We start from the raw sequence: 16,234 nt of genomic DNA on the forward strand, positions 1-16,234 counted from the left end.
GGGGGCTCGCGCCGGCGGACGCCGCGATATAGGGTTGCGCCATGATCCGTTCGTTCTCCATCGCGGCCGCGGCCGTCGGTCTGGCCGTCGCGCTGTCTGGCTGCGCCAAGAAGATCGAGGCGCCTTACGACAAGGGCGTCTGCTGGCACGCCGTGCCGCTCAAGAACGGCACGGTCCGCTTCAACAAGCTGTCGGTGAACCAGCCAAGCCTGGAGTACTGCGCCGGCCAGCTCGAGGCGATGCGGCTCAAGTTCGTCGGCCTCGGCGGCTCCAGCGAGAATCTGATGGGCGCCTATCAGGGCAGCTTCATCTTCCTGCTGCCCGAAGGGGTGTTCGTCTCGCAGACCTTCGACGGCCCGCGCTACATCGCTCTGGTCCGCACCGGCGACGGCAAGCTGACGGCGGTCGGGGCGGCCTCGCCCACGATATCGCAGTAAGGTCGACGGCCGGCGAAGGGGCGTCGGCGATGCGAACATTTGTGGAACATTGACACGTCGCGCCGCTCGTCTAGGGTCGCGGCTTGATAAGACATTCCCGCCCGCCGCGGATGCGGCCGGGCGCTTGGTGAGAAGGTGAAGGTCCGATGGCGGGCAGCGTCAACAAGGTCATTCTGGTCGGCAACCTGGGCGCGGACCCGGAAATCCGCACCCTGAACTCGGGCGACCGGGTGGCGAATCTGCGGATCGCCACCTCGGAGACTTGGCGCGACCGCCAGTCGGGCGAGCGCAAGGAGAAGACCGAATGGCACCGCGTGGTCATCTTCAACGACAACCTGGTCAAGGTGGCTGAGAGCTATCTGCGCAAGGGTTCGACGGTCTACATCGAGGGCTCGTTGCAGACGCGCAAATGGACCGACAATTCGGGCCAGGAGAAATTTTCCACCGAGATCGTGCTGCAGAAGTTCCGGGGCGAGCTGACCATGCTGGGCGGCCGCGGCGAGGGCGGCGGCGCCCAGGATCGCGGCGGCGAGGACTTCGGCGGCGGCTATTCCAGCGGCGGCGGCGGATTCCAGTCCGGCGGCCGCGCCCAGCCGTCCGGCCCGCGCGAGAGCTTCTCGGCCGACCTGGACGACGAAATCCCGTTCTAGGCGTTTCGCCGCCGCGTTTCGTAAAGGCCGCCTTCGGGCGGCCTTTTTCTTTGGCGGTTTCTTTGCCGCCGCTTGCCGCCGCCGCGCCCGACGGGTGTAGTGCCTGCATGCATTACGAGATCGTGGTGGTCGGCGGCGGCGCCGGCGGGCTGGAGCTGGCGGCGCGGTTGGGGCGGCGGCTCGGCCGTCGACGCGGTCCCGAGGCGGTGCTGCTGATCGATCGCTTGGTGTTCCACATCTGGAAACCGACCCTGCACGAGGTCGCCGCCGGCACGCTCGACACCCATCAGGAGGGCCTGTCCTATCCGTTGCTGGCGCGGCGCAACCATTTCAGCTTCACCCTCGGCGACGTGACCGGCCTCGACCTGAACGCCCGCCGCCTGACCTTGGCCGAGACGCGTGATCGCGACGGCGAGACGGTGATCCCCGAGCGCGCCGTCAGCTTCGACCGCCTGGTGCTGGCTGTCGGCTGCGGCTCCAACGAATTCGGAACGCCTGGCGTCGAGCACGCCAGCGTGCTGGAGGGCGCCGAGGACGCCGAGCGGTTCCACATGCGCCTGCTGGCGGCCTTCACCCGCGCGTCGTTCGCGGCGGCCGAGCCGTTGCGGGTGGCCATCGTCGGCGGCGGAGCGACGGGGGTCGAACTGGCGGCCGAGTTGATCGAGGCCAAGACCGAGTTCGAGCAGGGCCTGGCCGCCGACCAGCGTTTCAGGCTGGAGATCGCCGTGGTCGAGGCGGCGGACCGGATTCTGGGCGCCTTGCCCGAGCGCATCTCAGCCCGCGCCCAGCAGGCCCTGGAGCGCAAGGGGGTGCGGGTGTTGACCGGCGCCAAGGTGGCGGCCGTGGCCAAGAACGGCCTGGCCACCAGCGTCGGCGAGGTTCCCGCCGACCTGATCGTCTGGGCCGCCGGCGTCAAGGCGGCCGAGGCCAATCGCGACTTCGGCCTGGAGGTCAACCGGCTGAACCAGTTCGTCGTCGATACGCGGCTGCAGACCTCGGCGCCCGGCGTCTACGCCCTTGGCGACTGCGCCGCCTGTCCCTGGGAGGAGGGCAGGCTGACGCCGGCCCGCGCCCAGGCCGCGCACCAGCAGGCCGACTATCTCGCCCGCGCCCTGATCGCGGCGATGCGTGAGCGGCCGACCGAGGCGACGTTCCGCTATCGCGACTTCGGCTCGCTGGTCTCGCTCGGGGCCGGCCGCGGCGTCGGCTCGCTGATGGGCGGTCTCGGCGGCCCCAACTTCTTCGTCGAGGGGCTGGTGGCCAAGGCCATGTACATGTCGCTCCATCTCGACCATCACCGCGCCATACTGGGAACGGCGCGAACGGCGGTGCTGGCCGTGGCGAGGCTGTTGCAGGAGCGCGTCTCCGGCAGGCTCAAGCTGCACTAAGCGCGAGACAAGGCCGGGGGTTGCGGCCGATAATGCCCGGCCCTGGGCGTTCCGCGCCCGCGGCGCGTCGTCGACGAATGTGGAGAGTACGGCCATGAAGCGATCCATCCTCACCCTCGCCCTCGTGCTGTCCGTCGCGGTCGCAGGCTCGGCCTCGGCCCAGGACGTCAAGCCGGCCAAGCCGGCGACGCCGCCCCGGCAGTGCTTCTGGATCAATCAGGTCAACGGCTTCTCGTCGCCGAACCAGGAGACGGTCTATGTCAATGTCAGCGTCCGCGACGTCTATGAACTGAAGCTGTTCGGTCCTTGCCTGAACGTCGACTGGACCCAGCGCATCGGCCTCAAGCCCTGGGGCGGCATGGACAATGTCTGCACCGGCGCCGACCTCGACCTGATCGTGCCCCAGGGCATGGGCGCGGCCCCGATGAAGTGCCACGTGCGCGCCATGCGCAAGCTGACCGAGACCGAAGTCCAGGCCCTGAAGACCTCGAAGAAGAAATAGGGAAATAAGGCCGGCGGGGAGGCCGGGCCGGCTGCTATAGGCTGGCCATGTCCGACTCCTCGCGTTCCAGCCTGACGCCCGTCGAATGGGCGGCCATCGTCGCCATCGTCACCGTCTGGGGCGTCAACAACGCGGCGGCCAAGGTGGCGACGCAGCTTTTGCCGCCGTTGTTCGTGGCGGGGGCGCGGTTCGCCCTGACCCTGGCGGTGCTGGCGCCGTTCATCCGCCCGCCGTTCCCCAACCCGCGCGCCCTGATCCTGATCGTGCTGCTGCTGGGGCCGCTTCACTTCGGCGTGCTCTACACCGGCTTCGCCCTGGCCCACGACCTCAGCCCGCTGGCCGTGGCGCTGCAGCTGTGGATTCCGTTCACGGCGGCGTTCGGCTGGCTGCTGCTGGGCGAGCGCATGAGCCTGCCCGCGGCCGCCGGCATGGCCATCGCCTTCATGGGGGTCTTGTGGATGACCCTGGGCGGCGGGGCGGCGCGCGACCTCAAGGCCATCGGCGTCGGCGCGGTCGCCAGCGCCATCTGGGCCCTGGGCACGGTGCTGGTCCGCAAGACCTCGGGGATCAAGCCGTTCAAGCTGCAGGGGCTGACCGCCCTGGCCGCCGCCCCGGCCTTGCTGGGCGCCTCGGCCGTGTTCGAACCGCATCTGGGCCAGCGTATCGCCGCCGCGCCGCCGCTCGCCTGGGCGGCGGTGGCGTTCGCCGGCCTGGCCTCCAGCGTCTTCGCCACCGGCCTGATGTTCTGGTTGGTCCAGCGACGCGAGGCCGGGCGGGTGGCCGGCTATTTCCTGCTCAGCCCCCTGGTCACCTGCGCCATCGGCGCGCTGTTCCTGGGCGACCGCCTGACCGTGCACGTGGTGGTCGGCGGCCTGTCGACCATGGCCGGCGTCGCCCTGGTGGCCCTGTCCGAACGCCGGGGCTCCGCGCGCAGCGCCCCGGCGACGGCGGACGTCACCTGATCACGCCGCAGGCGATGCGGGCCCCGGCCCCGCCGATCGGCTGGGCGGCGTGGTCGTCGGGGCTGGCGTGGATGACCAGGGCGCGGCCGCCGGGGGCGAGCAGGGCGGGACGGCCGCCTTCGCCCTTTAGGGAGATCAGGCTGGAAAACACCTCGCCGACGCCCGAGCCGTCGGCCGCGACATAGAGGTTGGGCAGGTCGCCGTAGTCCGGGCCCTTGGGGTTGAGCAGGCCGTGCGGGACCTTGGCGTCGGCGTGGTTCATGTGCGCGCCCGAGTTCATGAACTTAGGGTCGGAGCAGTCGCCCTTTTCGTGGAAGTGCATGCCGTGCCAGCCGGGCGGCAGGCCCTTGACCTCGACGCGGGCCAGCACGCCGGTCGGGCCTTCCCGGAAGGTCGCGGTTCCGAGGCGGGCGCCGTCCGGGCCCTTGATCTCGGCGGTCGCCCCGGCCGGGACGGGCGCGGGGGCCGGATCGGCGGCCAGGGCGGCGGTGGCGGCGGCGAGCCCGGCGGCGATCAGGCCGAACGCGGCTGATTTCAGGACGGATGACATCGGCGGACTCCTTGCGAAAGCACGCAAGCTTGGCCCTTTGTCGCCGTCAGGCAAGCGGCCGCGTCAGTATTTTTGCGCTGGGCCGTCGGGGGTGCTAACAACGTCGAAGAGCAATCGATGTCGATTCCGCCCCCAGAATTCTCCCGTAAAGTTCAGTGACAGACGACACGACCATTCCCCCGGGCGACGGCCGCCCCGACGGCGTCCCTGGACGCGGCGTCGCCCCCATCGCCATCGAGGACGAACTGAGGCGTTCGTACCTCGACTACGCCATGAGCGTGATCGTCAGCCGCGCCCTGCCGGACGCGCGCGACGGGCTGAAGCCGGTCCACCGGCGCATCCTCTATTCGATGAACGACCTGGGCATGACGCCCGACAAGTCGTACTCGAAGTCCGCCCGCGTGGTCGGCGACGTCATCGGTCGTCTGCACCCGCACGGGGACCAGTCGGTCTATGACGCCTTGGTGCGCATGGCCCAGCAGTTCTCGATGGGCCTGCTGCTGGTCGACGGCCAGGGCAACTTCGGCTCGGTGGACGGCGACCCGCCGGCCGCCATGCGTTACACCGAAAGCCGCATGACCAAGGCGGCGACGGCGCTGCTGGCCGATATCGACCGCGACACCGTCGACTTCCAGGACAATTACGACGGCAAGGAACTGGAGCCGGTCGTCCTGCCGGCGCGGATTCCGAACCTGCTCGTCAACGGCGCCGGCGGCATCGCCGTCGGCATGGCCACCAACATCCCGCCGCACAATCTGGGCGAAGTGGTCGACGCCTGCGTGGCGGTGATCGACGACCCCGAGGTCGGCCTGGACGACCTGCTCGACCTCGTGCCGGGACCGGACTTCCCGACCGGCGGCGAGATCATCGGCCGCACCGGCGCACGCAACGCCCTGATGAGCGGCCGCGGCTCGGTGGTCATGCGCGGCACCGCGCGGATCGAGGAGATCCGCAAGGACCGCGAGGCGATCATCATCGACTCGATCCCCTACCAGGTGAACAAGGCCAGCCTCGTCGAGCGCGTGGCCGAGCTGGTGCGGGAAAAGCGCATCGAGGGCGTCGCCGACCTGCGCGACGAGAGCGACCGCGTCGGCATGCGCATCGTCATCGAGCTGAAGCGCGACGCCTCGGCCGAGGTGCTGCTCAACCAGCTCTACCGCTTCACCCCGCTGCAGACCTCGTTCGGGGTCAACATGCTGGCCCTGAACCGCGGCCGGCCCGAGCAGATGGGCCTGCGCCAGCTGATCGACTGCTTCGTCGAGTTCCGCGAAGAGGTGGTGGTCCGGCGGACCAAGTTCGAGCTGGGCAAGGCCCGCGACCGCGGCCATGTGCTGGTCGGTCTGGCCATCGCCGTCGCCAATATCGACGAGTTCATCCAGATCATCCGTTCGTCCAAGGACCCGGCCGAGGCGCGCGAGCGCCTGGTGAACCGCGACTGGCCGGCCGGCGACATGATGCCCCTGGTGGACCTCATCGCCGATCCGCGCACGGTGCTGGTCGAAGGCGAGCGCATCCGCCTGACCGACGAGCAGGCGCGCGCCATCCTGGCCCTGACCCTGGCCCGCCTGACCGGCCTTGGCCGCGACGAGATTTTCGGCGAGGCCGAGGAGCTGGCCAAGGCCATCGCCGGCTATCTCGAGATCCTGTCGTCGCGCGACAACATCATGCGGATCGTCCGCGACGAGCTGATCGAGGTGCGCGAGACCTTCGCCGTTCCGCGGCGGACCCAGATCGTCGAGGGCGACGCCGACGTCGAGGACGAGGACCTGATCGCCCGCGAGGACATGGTCATCACCGTCACGCACGGCGGCTATGTGAAGCGCACGGCGCTGGCCACCTACCGGACCCAGCATCGCGGCGGCAAGGGCCGCTCGGGCATGTCGACCAAGGACGAGGACGCCGTCACCCGCGTCTTCTCGGCCTCGACCCATGCGCCGGTGCTGTTCTTCTCGTCGGTGGGCAAGGTCTACAAGCTCAAGGTCTGGCGCCTGCCGCTGGGCACGCCGACATCGCGCGGCAAGGCCTGGGTCAACATCCTGCCGATCGAGCCGGGCGACAGCATCACCTCGATCCTGCCGCTGCCCGAGGACGAAGCGACGTGGGACCGGCTGGACGTGATGTTCGCCACCCGGTCGGGCAATGTCCGCCGCAACAAGCTGTCCGACTTCGCCCAGATCAACCGGGCCGGCAAGATCGCCATGAAGCTGGATGAGGGCGACTCGATCATCGGCGTCGGCCTGTGCACCAACGACAACGACGTGCTGCTGACCACGGCGCTGGGCCGCTGCATTCGCTTCGCCGTCACCGACGTGCGGGTGTTCGCCGGCCGCGAGTCCACCGGCGTGCGCGGCGTGCGCCTGGCCGACGGCGACAGCGTCATCTCGATGGCCATCCTGCACGGCGTCGATGCGACGCCGGCCGAGCGGGCCGCCTATCTCAAGCACGCCAACGCCATGCGCGCGGCGTCGGGCGAGGAGGTCGACGAGGCCGCCGTTCCCGACGAAGGCGAGGGCGAGGAGGAAGCCGGCGAGGCCGCCCTCAGCCCCGAGCGCATCGGCGAGCTGGGCGGGGCCGAGGAGTTCATCCTCACCGTCTCCACCGAGGGCTTCGGCAAGCGCACGTCGGCCTATGGCTATCGGCGCACCGGCCGGGGCGGCCAGGGCATGCTGGCTCACGACCTGTCCAAGAAGGGCGGCCGCCTGGCGGCTTCGTTCCCGGTCGAGGACGGCGACGAGATTCTCCTGGTGACCGACGCGGGGCAGTTGATACGGTGCCCCGTCGCGCAAATCCGTGTTGCAGCGCGAAATACAAGTGGCGTAACCATCTTCCGCACGGCCGAGGACGAACACGTCGTTTCGGTCGAACGCCTTGCGGAAGCGGAAGGCGATGAGCAAGAGGGCGAGCAAGACGGCGCATAGGCCGCGTCTCGTCCAAACGTTGCTGCGGCGCAGACGGGGGAGGCACATGACGCGCGTCGGTCTTTATCCGGGAACGTTCGACCCGATCACCAACGGCCACATGGACATCATCGGCCGCGCCGTGAAGCTGGTCGACAAGCTGGTGATCGGCGTCGCCATCAACCGCGGCAAGGGGCCGCTGTTCTCGCTGGAAGAGCGGGTGGCGATCATCGAGGAAGAGACGGCGCATCTGCGGTCCCGGGCCGAGATCGTGGTCCACCCGTTCGACAACCTCCTGATGCACACCGCCCGCGAGGTCGGCGCCCAGATGATCATCCGCGGCCTGCGGGCGGTGGCCGACTTCGAATACGAATTCCAGATGACCGCCATGAACCAGCAGCTCGACCGCGAGATCGAGACCGTGTTCCTGATGGCCGATCCCCGGCACCAGGCCATCGCCTCGCGGCTGGTCAAGGAGATCGTCCAGCTGGGCGGCGACGTCGCCAAGTTCGTCTCGCCCGGCGTGCAGGCGCGGCTGTTGCAGAAAGCCCGCAAGAGCTGATCGGCCGGGGCCGCAAAAACGCCTTCAGCGTGCGGCAACGGGCCGCCTATCGTCTTCCTCTCCTGCCTCAAGGACCAGCTTTGTTCATGCGATCCGCCCTGCTGTTGACCGCCGCCGTCCTGGCGGCGGCCTCGTCGGCCCAGGCCGCGCCCAAGAAGGCGTCCGCGCCGCCGTCCGCCGCCGCCGCCGGCCCCTCGGCGGCGGACTGGCGCTCGCCCGATCCGCAGAACCTGCTGGTGATCGACACCAACCAGGGCCGCATCGTCGTCGAGCTGTCGCCGGAGCTGGCGCCCAACCACGTCGCCCGCATCCAGGAACTGACCCGCCAGCATTTCTACGACGGCCTGACCTTCTTCCGGGTCATCGAAGATTTCATGGACCAGACCGGCGATCCGCAGAACACCGGCGAGGGCGGCTCCAAGCTGCCCGATCTGGAGCCGGAGTTCGCCTTCAAGCGCGGCGCGGCCACCCCCTTCGTCCCGGTCGGCGCGGCCGGCGCGCTGGAGAGCGGCTTCGTCGGCTCGGTCCCGGCCCGCAGCCAGCCCTCGGCGCTGATGGCCCTGACGGCGACGGGCGAGGTGCAGGCCTGGGGCGTGTTCTGCCCGGGCGTCGCCGGCATGGCCCGCGCCCAGGCGCCCGGCTCGGCCAACAGCCAGTTCTTCCTGATGCGCGGCTTCAGCCAGCAGCTGGAGCGCAACTACACGGTCTGGGGCCGGGTGATCTCGGGGCTCGACGTGGTGCGCAAGATCAAGGCCGGCGAGCCGGTTCCGCAGCCGCAGGACAAGATGGTCCAGGTGCGCCTGCTGGCCGACATCCCCGAGAAGGAACGCCCCAAGGTCCAGGTGCTGGATACGCGCAGCGCCTATTTCAGGCAGTTGGTCGAGGCGGCGAAGCACGCCAAGGGCGACGGCTTCAGCGTTTGCGACGTCGACCTGCCCGCGCAGGTGAAGTGATGCGGCGGGCCGTCGCCGCCGGTCTCGCGGGGGTCGGCGCGATGGCGCTTGGCCTGCTGGGGCCCGGCCTTTCCAGCCCGGCCCTGGCGGCGGCCGCGGCCGCGACGGCGACGGCGGACTGGCGCGCGCCCGACCCGCAGAACGTGCTGGTCGTCGACACCGACAAGGGCCGGGTGCTGGTCGAGATGGTTCCCGAGGCGGCGCCCGCCCATGTCGAGCGCCTGCGCGCCCTGGCTCGCGCCGGCTTCTACGACGGGCGGACGTTCTTTCGCGTGATCGACCGGTTCATGGCCCAGACCGGCGATCCCAAGGACACCGGCGAGGGCGGTTCCGACAAGCCCGACCTCAAGGGCGAGTTCACCTGGCGGCGCGGCACCGACAGCGGTTTCGTCGCCTTCGCCCATCCCATGGGGGCCGATCTCGGCTTTGTCGGGCCGATGCCGGCGGTCAGCCAGGGCTGGGACTACGCGTCGATGACCGCCGACCACAAGGTCGCGGCCTGGGGAACCTACTGCCCCGGCGTGCTCGGCATGGCGCGCGACGAGGGGCCCGACACCGCCAACAGCCAGTTCTTCCTGATGCGGCAGGCCTATCCGTCGCTGGACAAACGCTACACCGCCTTCGGACGGGTGATCTTCGGCCTCGACGTGGTCCGGGCGATCAAGACCGGCGAGCCGGTGGCGGCGCCGCAGGACAGGATGCTCAAGGTCCGTGTCCTGGCCGACATCCCGGCCGGCGAGCGCCCGCGGATCGAAGTGCTCGATCCGCGGGGCGCCGCCTTCGCGGCCTTGGCGGCCAAGGCCCGCGCGGCCAGGGGCGCCGACTTCTCGGTCTGCGACATCGAAGTTCCGGTCCGGGTGAAGTAGGCGCGCCGCGTCGCGCCTAGGCGACCGGGTGGACCAGGCGGAAGCCGACCCCGAAGCGGTTCCAGGCGTTGATCGTGGCTATGGCCAGGGTCAGGTTGACCACCTCGGCCTGCGAGAACTGGGCCGTGACCGCCTCATAGACCTCGTCGGGCGCGTGGCTTTCGGCCAGCAGGGTCAGGGCCTCGGTCCAGGCCAGGGCGGCGCGCTCGCGCGCGCTGTACACCGGCGATTCCCGCCAGGCGCTGAGCATGTACAGCCGCTGCTCGGTCTCGCCGTCGGCGCGGGCCTCCTTGGCGTGCATGTCGACGCAATAGGCGCAGCCGTTCAGTTGCGAGGCGCGGGTCTTGATCAGGTGCAGCAGCGAATGCTCCAGCCCCGAGGCGCGGACATGCGCCTCCAGCGCCATCATCGGCTTGAAGGCTTCGGGAGCGACGGCGTGGGCGTCGAGACGGGCTTGCATGGTCATCCTCGTTTGTCTTGCGGCCGGGGCGGGGCGGCCGTCACGACAAGGACGAGGCGGGCGCGGGCGGTGTGACATCGGCCGGCGGCGAGGCGCGGATTTTCCGCGCCGCGTTTTGTCGGCGCCGGCCGCGCCGGGGCGTCCTTGGCTCGAGCGCCGCGATCGCCGATGATGGACGGCGGCCTCGATGAGGGAGCAAGACGATGAAGACCTTCCTGGCCCTTTACATGGGCTCGCCGAACATGGCGGCGGCGATCCCGGACCTCAGCGACGAGACCAAGAGCGCCGGCATCGCCGCCTGGGGCGCCTGGATGCGCCAGCACGCCGACGCCGTGGTCGAGACCGGCGGCCCGCTCGGCCGCACCAAGAAGATATCGCCGGCGGGCGTCGCCGATTTCCGCAACGCCGTCACCGGCTATGTGGTCGTGCGCGCCGAGACCATCGACGCCGCCGCCGCGATGTTCGTTGACCATCCCCACTTCGCCATCTTCCCTGGCGACAGCGTCGAGGTGGTCGAGCAACTGCCGATTCCGGCGGGCTGAGCGGTCCGCCGGCCCCGGACGGAGCGGGCGAGCGCGAAAGGAGGGGGCGATGCTGACGGGAGCCTGCCACTGCGGGGCCTGCCGCTGGATCATCGAAGGCGACCCAGGTCCCGCCACGGCGTGCAACTGCACGCTCTGCCGCCGCTATGGGGCGCTCTGGGCCTATGACTACGAGGGCGGACGCATGCGCCTCGACGGCGAGGCCTCGGCCTATGTCCGCCAGGGCAAGGCCGACCCCGCCCTCGAAATCCGCTTCTGCCCGACCTGCGGCTGCGTCCTGTGCTGGCGCGGCCTGCGGATCGACGCGGAAGGACGCCGTCGCATGGCGGTCAATCTGCGCCTGGCCGATCCCGAGGCCGTGGCCGATCTTCCCATCGATCACTTCGACGGCCTCGACACCTTCGACGACCTGCCGCGCGATGGGCGCTGCGTTCGCGATCTGTGGTTCTAAATCCTTGGTTCTAAAGGAAAGGCCCTAGGCGCGGCCCCGTTGCCGGAAAACTCGAGCCCCGGGGTTCCAGCCGGCGGGCGTCCGGTCTAGAACGCCTGCCAACGATCCAGAATGGAGAGCCGACCCATGGCCGCCGATCCCGAAAACACCCTGATCATGACCCTTGAAGGCGGCCCGGTGACGATCCGCCTGCGTCCCGACCTGGCCCCCGGCCACGTCGAGCGCATCAAGGAGCTGTCGCGCGAAGGCTTCTATGACGGCGTGGTCTTCCACCGCGTCATCCCCGGCTTCATGGCCCAGGGCGGCGACCCGACCGGCACCGGCTCCGGCGGCTCGGAAAAGCCGAACCTCAAGGCCGAGTTCAACGACGAACCCCACGTGCGCGGCGTCTGCTCGATGGCCCGCACGCCGAACCCCAACTCGGCCAACAGCCAGTTCTTCATCTGCTTCGACGACGCCACCTTCCTCGACCGCCAGTACACCGTGTGGGGCGAAGTGGTCGAAGGCATGGACCTGATCGATGCGCTGCCCAAGGGCGAGCCGCCGCGCGAGCCGGGCAAGATCGTCTCGATGCGGGTCGCCGCCGACGCCTGACCCGGCGAAGCCGCGCGCATGACGGCGGCGTCGGCCCTCGCCCTCGGGGCGAGACGCCGCGCCGGCCGTCGGCTTGCGCCAGGACGGCGTTGAACTGACCCGATGCAGCTTTCCGAATTCGACTTCGATCTTCCCGACGACCGCATCGCCCTGCGCCCGGCCGAGCCGCGCGACGCGGCGCGTCTCCTGGTGGTGCGTCCCGGCGCGACGCCTCAGGACCACGTCGTCCGCGAACTGCCGGACTTCCTGCGTCCCGGCGACGCCCTGGTGTTCAACGACACGCGGGTGATCCCGGCCCGGCTGAACGGCCTGCGCGCCGGCCGCACGGAAGGCGGCGGCGACGGCTCGCCGGTGGCGGTCGAGGCCACCCTGCATCGACGCCTGTCGCCGAGCAGCTGGTCCGCCTTCATGAAGCCCGGCAAGCGGCTCAAGGTCGGCGACCGGGTCGCCTTCGCCGGGACCACCGATCGCGCCTGCCTGCTCAACGCCCTCGACGCCGTCGTGGCCGAGAAGGGCGAGGGCGGCGAGGTGGTGCTGTCGTTCGACCTCGCCGGTCCCGACCTCGACATGGCCATCGCCGAGCACGGCCTGATGCCGCTGCCGCCCTATATCGCCGCCAAGCGGGGCGAGGACGAGCGCGACCGCAGCGACTACCAGACCGTCTACGCCCGCGAGGACGGCTCGGTCGCCGCGCCCACCGCCGGCCTGCACTTCACGCCCGACCTGCTGGAGCGGTTGAAGGCCAAGGGCGTGTCGCTGCACTTCGTCACCCTGCATGTCGGCGCCGGCACCTTCCTGCCGGTCAAGACCGAGGTGGTGGCCGAGCACCGCATGCACGCCGAGTTCGGCGAGGTGAGCGCGAAGACCGCCGAGGCCCTCAACGCCGTGCGCGCGGCTGGCGGCCGGATCGTCTGCGTCGGCACCACCTCGGCGCGGCTTCTGGAGAGCGCGGCGGGCGAGGACCGGGTGATCCGGCCGTTCGCCGACGAGACCGCGATCTTCATCACCCCCGGCTACCGGTTCCGGGCCGCCGACATGCTGATGACCAACTTCCACCTGCCGAAGTCGACCCTGTTCATGCTGGTCAGCGCCTTCGCCGGGATGGAGACCATGCGCGAAGCCTATCGCCACGCCATCGAGGGCGGCTATCGCTTCTATTCCTATGGCGACGCTTCCCTGCTATTCGCGGCGGCCTGATGGCTTCCTTTCCGTTCAAGATCAACGCGACCGACGGCGCGGCGCGCACCGGCGTGCTGTCGACGCCGCGCGGCGACATCCGCACCCCCGCCTTCATGCCGGTCGGCACCGCCGGCACGGTCAAGGCTTTGACCGTCGATCAGGTCAAGCAGACCGGCGCCGACATCATCCTGGGCAACACCTATCACCTGATGCTGCGCCCCGGGGCCGAGCGGGTGGCGCGGCTGGGCGGCCTGCATCGGTTCATGCGCTGGGACAAGCCGATCCTGACCGACAGCGGCGGCTTCCAGGTCATGTCGCTGTCCAAGATCAGCAAGGTCACCGAGGACGCCGTCACCTTCGCCAGCCATATCGACGGCTCGCGCCACGTGCTGTCGCCGGAGCGGTCGATCCAGATCCAGGCCGACCTCCTGGGCAGCGACATCGTCATGCAGCTCGACGAGTGCGTGTCCTGGCCGGCCGAGGAGAAGCGGGCGCGCGAGGCGATGGAGCTGTCGGCCCGCTGGGGCGCGCGGTCCAAAGCGGCGTTCGGTCAGCGTGATACCCAGGCCCTGTTCGGCATCCAGCAGGGCTCGACCTTCCCGAACCTGCGCAGGGAATCGTCCGAACGGCTGATCGAGACCGGCTTCGACGGCTACGCCCTCGGCGGCCTGGCCGTGGGCGAGGGGCACGAGGCGATGTGCGAGGTGCTGGACTACGCGCCGGCTCTGCTGCCGGCCGACCGGCCGCGCTATCTGATGGGCGTCGGCAAGCCGATCGACCTCGTCGAGGCGGTGGCGCGGGGCGTCGACATGTTCGACTGCGTGCTGCCGACCCGGTCGGGCCGCCATGGTCAGGCCTGGACCTGGGACGGGCCGATCAACCTCAAGGGCGCGCGCTTCGCCGAGGACGACACGCCGCTGGACCCGGATAGCGATTGCCCGGCCAGCCGCGGCTATTCCAAGGCCTATCTGCACCATCTGGTGAAGGCCGAGGAGATCCTGGGCCAGGTGCTGCTGTCCTGGCACAACATCGCCTTCTTCCAGGCGCTGACGGCGGCCATGCGCGCGGCGGTGGCCGACGGCCGGTTCGAGGCGTTCCGGCGCGATTTCCGCGCCCGGCACCTGGCGGGCGTCAACGACTAGGCGGACCGGGCGGCGGGGCGGGCGCGACCGTCGTCACGGCGGCGGGGGGCGTCTTGTCCGGATGCGGCGCGGGGACGGCGGCCAGGGCTTCGTTCGCGGGCGCCGACGGCGGCTTGCAGCCCTTCGACAGCCCGACGCCCTTCAGATAGGCGCGGCGCACGGTCCCCGCCGAGACCGCCTGCCGCACCAGCTTGTCGTGGCGCTCCGCGCCGGTCAGCCGGCGCACCCAGCCCCGGAACGGGATCAGGCCCTCGGCCGCGCCCTTCATGGCGTCGACCGCGAGGCCGCCGGCCGCCAGGGCGTCGCGATCGACGGCGTCGGCGTCCCTGGCCGGCTTCGGACGGTCGAGGTCGGCGCCAAGGGCGGCGTCCAGCGGCCCGATCTCGTCGGCCAGGGCCGCACAGCTCATCGATTTCGGCCGGGCGTAGGGCGCGTCGCGGGCGGCCAGCAGGGCCGGCGGGATCTTGGTGCGCAGCACGTTGATGTCGTGCAGGGGCGCGGCCACGGCGCCGCCGACCCCGTCCCTGGCCGTGTCGCCCGCGGTATGGGCGGCGTGCGCGCCCTGCTGGACGGTCTGGCTGGCGCAGCCGCCGATCACAAGCGCGTACAGACAGGCCGCGATCGTCCGCATGGAGCCCGGCTCCAGGATGGTTGCGCACGCCGCGTGGCCTCGCACATGCGGGGTCGGACGAGGGGCCGCAACGCCAGGCGCCATTCTAAGCCCGGCCGGCCTGGGCGTCATCGGCGCGGCGGCTGCGGCGAAAGGTCCGACGGCGGGGGCGGCGGCTTGCTCCGGCCCGAGATTAGCCGGTTGCCGGGGCGGGACGCTGCGACTATGGTCCGCGCCGCTCTCCAAGGGCCGATTCACGCGGTTCTTCATGAGCGGGCCGGTAGCTCAGTGGTAGAGCATTCGACTTTTAATCGAATGGTCCTGGGTTCGAGTCCCAGCCGGCCTACCAATCCTTCGGGATGTCTGAACGAGCTCCCGCCTGCGGGCGGCTAAGCCCCGCCTAGCCGAAGTATCCGGACGCATCGACGAAGCGCCGCACCGCGTCCTGGTCGGAGAAGTCCAGTTCGATCATCGCGCGGACGGCCTCCTGCTTGTCCTTGGCCCGCCGGTAATAGCCCTCGCAGATCGCGTAGCCGACATAGTAGCCCAGGTCGCGGACGCCGAACGGATTGTCGGCGTTGCTGTAGAGCCAGGCGCCGTAGTCGCTGGCCATCATGTCCCGCGCGAACGCCGTCCTGATCGCGTCCGCATGGGCGGGGCCGTAGGCGACATAGGGCAGGGCGGGCAGGCGTCCGGTCGTCCGCTCGGCGACGAAGTCGGCGACGCCTTCGTACAGCGCCTGGGCCAACAAGGTGCGACGCTCGCCGCGCTCCTGCGTGTGCGTCAACTCGTGCATGACCAGGACGTCGATGTCGTCGAAGGGGCGGGCGGCGAAGTAGCGGGTCAGGGCGACGCGCAGCCGTTCCGGCGTCTCGGAGACGTCGACGCCGTCGTCGCCGGTCGCCATCTCGGCGCCGATCAGCACCTTGTCGTCCAGGGTGGTTCCGCTCGACTTCAGCGCGCCGATCTCGAAATAGACCGTCGCCGGCCGAAGCGCGGGATAGAGGGCGCGAAAGCGGTCCAGGCCGGGCTGGAGCCGGGGGAGGAGGCCCTTCACCCGCGCGGTTCGCGGACGCGCGGTCTCCCAGAAGCGCGGATAGGCGCGGACGGCGTCGACATAGGACTGGGCCGTGTAGCCCTTGGCCTGCATGAAGGCGCGCAGGCCCGGCGTGCCGGGATCGATATAGAGGCGCTGAAAGCGCTCGCGCTGCTCAGCCGGGTCCTGCGTCGCGCGCGCGGCGTCGTAGGCCGTCCAGAAACGGTCGACGTCGTCGGCGACCACCGTCAGCGCGGCCGGCGGGGCCGGGGCGGCGAGGGCGCGTCCGGCGGCCAGGGCGGCGGCCAAGGCCAGGGCCAGGACGGATGTTTTGGCGGGCATGACGCCTCCCGAATTCATGGATTGATCGCCGCCGGCGAAGGCATGGTCAAATGAAGCCGTGGTCATGTTCGACGGCTCGGCAAGACCGGCGCACGGCGGTGTGACTTGACG

At 70.2% G+C, this 16,234-nt stretch carries 18 protein-coding genes and 1 tRNA gene; 15 read left to right on the forward strand and 4 right to left on the reverse strand.

Annotated elements, in window-relative coordinates; translation table 11 throughout:
- Window positions 1-41 precede the first annotated feature (41 nt).
- From C5708_RS18825 to C5708_RS18845, 5 genes are all read left to right on the forward strand, one after another.
- Entirely contained in the window at window positions 42-437 is a 396-nt protein-coding gene (locus tag C5708_RS18825; protein ID WP_242923494.1) for a hypothetical protein, read from the forward strand.
- Window positions 438-583: 146 nt separating this feature from the next.
- Window positions 584-1,087 carry a single-stranded DNA-binding protein gene (ssb, locus tag C5708_RS18830; protein WP_242923496.1) on the forward strand — a complete coding sequence of 168 codons (504 nt, stop codon included), beginning with the start codon at window positions 584-586 and terminating at the stop codon, window positions 1,085-1,087.
- A gap of 107 nt (window positions 1,088-1,194) precedes the next feature.
- Window positions 1,195-2,475: an FAD-dependent oxidoreductase gene (locus C5708_RS18835; RefSeq protein ID WP_242923498.1), complete on the forward strand. Its 1,281-nt coding sequence runs from the start codon at window positions 1,195-1,197 to the stop codon at window positions 2,473-2,475.
- Window positions 2,476-2,569: 94 nt separating this feature from the next.
- Window positions 2,570-2,977 carry a DUF6491 family protein gene (locus tag C5708_RS18840; protein WP_242923500.1) on the forward strand — a complete coding sequence of 136 codons (408 nt, stop codon included), beginning with the start codon at window positions 2,570-2,572 and terminating at the stop codon, window positions 2,975-2,977.
- A gap of 47 nt (window positions 2,978-3,024) precedes the next feature.
- Window positions 3,025-3,939: a DMT family transporter gene (locus tag C5708_RS18845; protein WP_242923502.1), complete on the forward strand. Its 915-nt coding sequence runs from the start codon at window positions 3,025-3,027 to the stop codon at window positions 3,937-3,939.
- Here C5708_RS18845 and C5708_RS18850 read toward each other — a convergent pair.
- A complete protein-coding gene (locus C5708_RS18850; RefSeq protein ID WP_242923504.1) occupies window positions 3,932-4,489 on the reverse strand; it encodes a superoxide dismutase family protein in 558 nt (185 codons plus the stop codon). The genes C5708_RS18845 and C5708_RS18850 overlap by 8 nt on opposite strands.
- Before the next feature lie 173 nt (window positions 4,490-4,662).
- Here C5708_RS18850 and gyrA point away from each other — a divergent pair, with 173 nt between their 5' ends.
- The 4 genes from gyrA (at window position 4,663) to C5708_RS18870 (ending at window position 9,767) form a co-directional block, all read left to right on the forward strand.
- A complete protein-coding gene (gene gyrA / locus C5708_RS18855) occupies window positions 4,663-7,407 on the forward strand; it encodes a DNA gyrase subunit A (protein WP_347567036.1) in 2,745 nt (914 codons plus the stop codon).
- 46 nt (window positions 7,408-7,453) lie between these two features.
- Window positions 7,454-7,948: a pantetheine-phosphate adenylyltransferase gene (gene coaD, locus C5708_RS18860; RefSeq protein ID WP_242923506.1), complete on the forward strand. Its 495-nt coding sequence runs from the start codon at window positions 7,454-7,456 to the stop codon at window positions 7,946-7,948.
- 86 nt (window positions 7,949-8,034) lie between these two features.
- Window positions 8,035-8,901, forward strand: a complete 867-nt coding sequence (locus tag C5708_RS18865; protein ID WP_242923508.1) for a peptidylprolyl isomerase — start codon at window positions 8,035-8,037, stop codon at window positions 8,899-8,901.
- A gap of 41 nt (window positions 8,902-8,942) precedes the next feature.
- Entirely contained in the window at window positions 8,943-9,767 is an 825-nt protein-coding gene (locus tag C5708_RS18870; RefSeq protein ID WP_242923555.1) for a peptidylprolyl isomerase, read from the forward strand.
- 16 nt (window positions 9,768-9,783) lie between these two features.
- Here C5708_RS18870 and C5708_RS18875 read toward each other — a convergent pair whose 3' ends face one another.
- On the reverse strand, window positions 9,784-10,233 hold the full coding sequence (locus C5708_RS18875) for a carboxymuconolactone decarboxylase family protein (protein WP_242923510.1): 450 nt from the start codon (window positions 10,231-10,233) through the stop codon (window positions 9,784-9,786).
- A gap of 197 nt (window positions 10,234-10,430) precedes the next feature.
- Between C5708_RS18875 and C5708_RS18880 the strand changes: the two genes are divergently transcribed.
- The 5 genes from C5708_RS18880 (at window position 10,431) to tgt (ending at window position 14,135) form a co-directional block, all read left to right on the forward strand.
- The gene (locus C5708_RS18880; protein WP_242923511.1) at window positions 10,431-10,769 is read left to right on the forward strand and encodes a hypothetical protein; all 339 of its coding nucleotides are present in this window, start codon (window positions 10,431-10,433) and stop codon (window positions 10,767-10,769) included.
- Window positions 10,770-10,818: 49 nt separating this feature from the next.
- Window positions 10,819-11,220 (forward strand): GFA family protein, encoded by a 402-nt coding sequence (locus tag C5708_RS18885; protein WP_242923512.1) that lies wholly within the window; start codon window positions 10,819-10,821, stop codon window positions 11,218-11,220.
- Between the two features lie 126 nt (window positions 11,221-11,346).
- Window positions 11,347-11,814, forward strand: coding sequence for a peptidylprolyl isomerase (locus tag C5708_RS18890; protein WP_242923513.1), 468 nt, complete (start codon window positions 11,347-11,349; stop codon window positions 11,812-11,814).
- Window positions 11,815-11,916: 102 nt separating this feature from the next.
- Window positions 11,917-13,011, forward strand: coding sequence for a tRNA preQ1(34) S-adenosylmethionine ribosyltransferase-isomerase QueA (gene queA / locus C5708_RS18895; RefSeq protein WP_242923514.1), 1,095 nt, complete (start codon window positions 11,917-11,919; stop codon window positions 13,009-13,011).
- Window positions 13,011-14,135 (forward strand): tRNA guanosine(34) transglycosylase Tgt, encoded by a 1,125-nt coding sequence (gene tgt / locus C5708_RS18900; protein WP_242923515.1) that lies wholly within the window; start codon window positions 13,011-13,013, stop codon window positions 14,133-14,135. The genes queA and tgt overlap by 1 nt, the downstream gene beginning before the upstream one ends.
- Here the strand turns inward: tgt and C5708_RS18905 are convergent.
- A complete protein-coding gene (locus C5708_RS18905) occupies window positions 14,125-14,766 on the reverse strand; it encodes a hypothetical protein (protein ID WP_242923516.1) in 642 nt (213 codons plus the stop codon). The genes tgt and C5708_RS18905 overlap by 11 nt on opposite strands.
- Before the next feature lie 253 nt (window positions 14,767-15,019).
- Here C5708_RS18905 and C5708_RS18910 point away from each other — a divergent pair.
- Window positions 15,020-15,094: transfer RNA gene (locus C5708_RS18910), tRNA-Lys, on the forward strand.
- A gap of 51 nt (window positions 15,095-15,145) precedes the next feature.
- Here the strand turns inward: C5708_RS18910 and C5708_RS18915 are convergent.
- Window positions 15,146-16,123, reverse strand: coding sequence for a hypothetical protein (locus C5708_RS18915; protein ID WP_242923517.1), 978 nt, complete (start codon window positions 16,121-16,123; stop codon window positions 15,146-15,148).
- Window positions 16,124-16,234: the final 111 nt, after the last annotated feature.

It is taken from the genome of Caulobacter sp. CCUG 60055 (assembly GCF_022750545.1).
Taxonomy (GTDB): Bacteria; Pseudomonadota; Alphaproteobacteria; order Caulobacterales; family Caulobacteraceae; genus PUIC01.